The organism is Neisseria sp. 19428wB4_WF04 (genome assembly GCF_015235335.1).
Taxonomy (GTDB): domain Bacteria; phylum Pseudomonadota; class Gammaproteobacteria; order Burkholderiales; family Neisseriaceae; genus Neisseria; species Neisseria musculi.
Window position 1 is genome coordinate 1 of the sequence record NZ_JADGLG010000115.1, and the last position, 1310, is coordinate 1310.

The window sequence follows — 1310 nt, forward strand, 5'->3', positions numbered from 1 at the left end:
GTTGGGTAATGCAGTATTTCCGCCCGGGCTTTGAGGCGTTCAGACGGCCGGCGCGGATATGCTCCCGTATCGTTTCGGGATGGCATTTGCAGTAGGCCGCCGCTTCGTTCACATCGTAGGTTTTCACAGCGATGCTCCATATACGGTTTCATACACGGGGTAGGTGGCGGTTTTCAGAAATCCTGCCGGCTTTCTGACCGCCAAATGCCGTTTGATTTTCGGCTCGATTATCAGATAGTCTGCGGCAGAAACGTAAAAAAGCAGGCAGTAGAATCTGCCTGTTTCTGTTTGCACCGGTAACAGCAGGTAATGCGGGTAGTGGTTTTGCGGGGGTGTGTATCCCGCAGAGACTTTGACGGTGCGGACAATAGGAGCAGTTTCAATCAGCATAATCTTTCACCTGTCTGCATTATCCGGTCATTCGTCAAACTCTGACCAAGTAATTTAATGTAAGTAAAGAAAAGAGCACAACCCGGCAGCATCGTCTCAACACTGGAAGTATTTCCTGTAATAAAAAACGAAATATGATTCAAACGAAACAAAACCACAAGCCGCCAATAACAAATTTCATTGAGTATCCTCAAATCACTAATATAAAACGAACAGCATCATCAGCACCAAAGCCGCCGCAAATGCAATTGTCAATTCCATTCCAAAACCGGGCCGCAGTTGCGGTCTGAAATTGAGCCACCCTGTGAGCGGCGTTTCAGACGGCCTTACATCATGCTGTAAATGCCGCCGGCTGTGTTTTCTTCCGTTACGCCCTGCCGGGCATGACCGGCGGTGCGGATAATCTGCATTTCGTTGCAGACAACCTCGGTAACCGACCGCACCGCACCGGCTTTGTCGGTGTAGAGGCGGGTGCGCAGCCTGCCGTACACCAACACGGTATCGCCTTTTTTCATGTGGCGGCACACGGTTTCGGCATGGCGGTTGTAGAGCAGCACCGAAAACCATTCGGTATGCTCCTTGATTTCGCCGGTGGATTTGTCCGTCCACTTTTCGGAAACGGCCACGTTGATTTTGGCAACCGGCGTGCCGTCGGGCATATGGCGCAATTCGGGGTCTTTGCCGAGGTTGCCCATGATTTCGATTTTGTTGATGTACGGCATTTTTCATCCTTTCAAAGCAGGCGGGCGGCGGCGTTTTGGAGAGCGGCAGCATGGAAACACCGCCGTGTGTGCGTATCGCGCCCCTTATCCAAACAGGAGGGCAAAACCGGGTTGCGCCGAGAAAGGAACTGCCGAAGCGTATCGCCTCCTTATCTGACAGAGGCAAAAACCAGAAGGGCGTTTTATGGATTATCGGCG

General features: G+C 51.8%; 3 protein-coding genes. All 3 read right to left on the minus strand.

Annotation, left to right across the window (positions count from 1 at the left end; translation table 11 throughout):
• Positions 1-127, minus strand: a 127-nt coding sequence (locus tag IR141_RS12485; protein WP_135037746.1) for a helix-turn-helix domain-containing protein, incomplete at its 3' end; no start/stop codon positions are given.
• On the minus strand, positions 124-390 hold the full coding sequence (locus IR141_RS12490; protein WP_135037749.1) for a lipopolysaccharide heptosyltransferase: 267 nt from the start codon (positions 388-390) through the stop codon (positions 124-126). The genes IR141_RS12490 and IR141_RS12485, both read right to left, overlap by 4 nt.
• A 326-nt stretch (positions 391-716) precedes the next feature.
• Entirely contained in the window at positions 717-1112 is a 396-nt protein-coding gene (locus IR141_RS12495; RefSeq protein ID WP_135037752.1) for a single-stranded DNA-binding protein, read from the minus strand.
• Positions 1113-1310 lie beyond the last annotated feature (198 nt).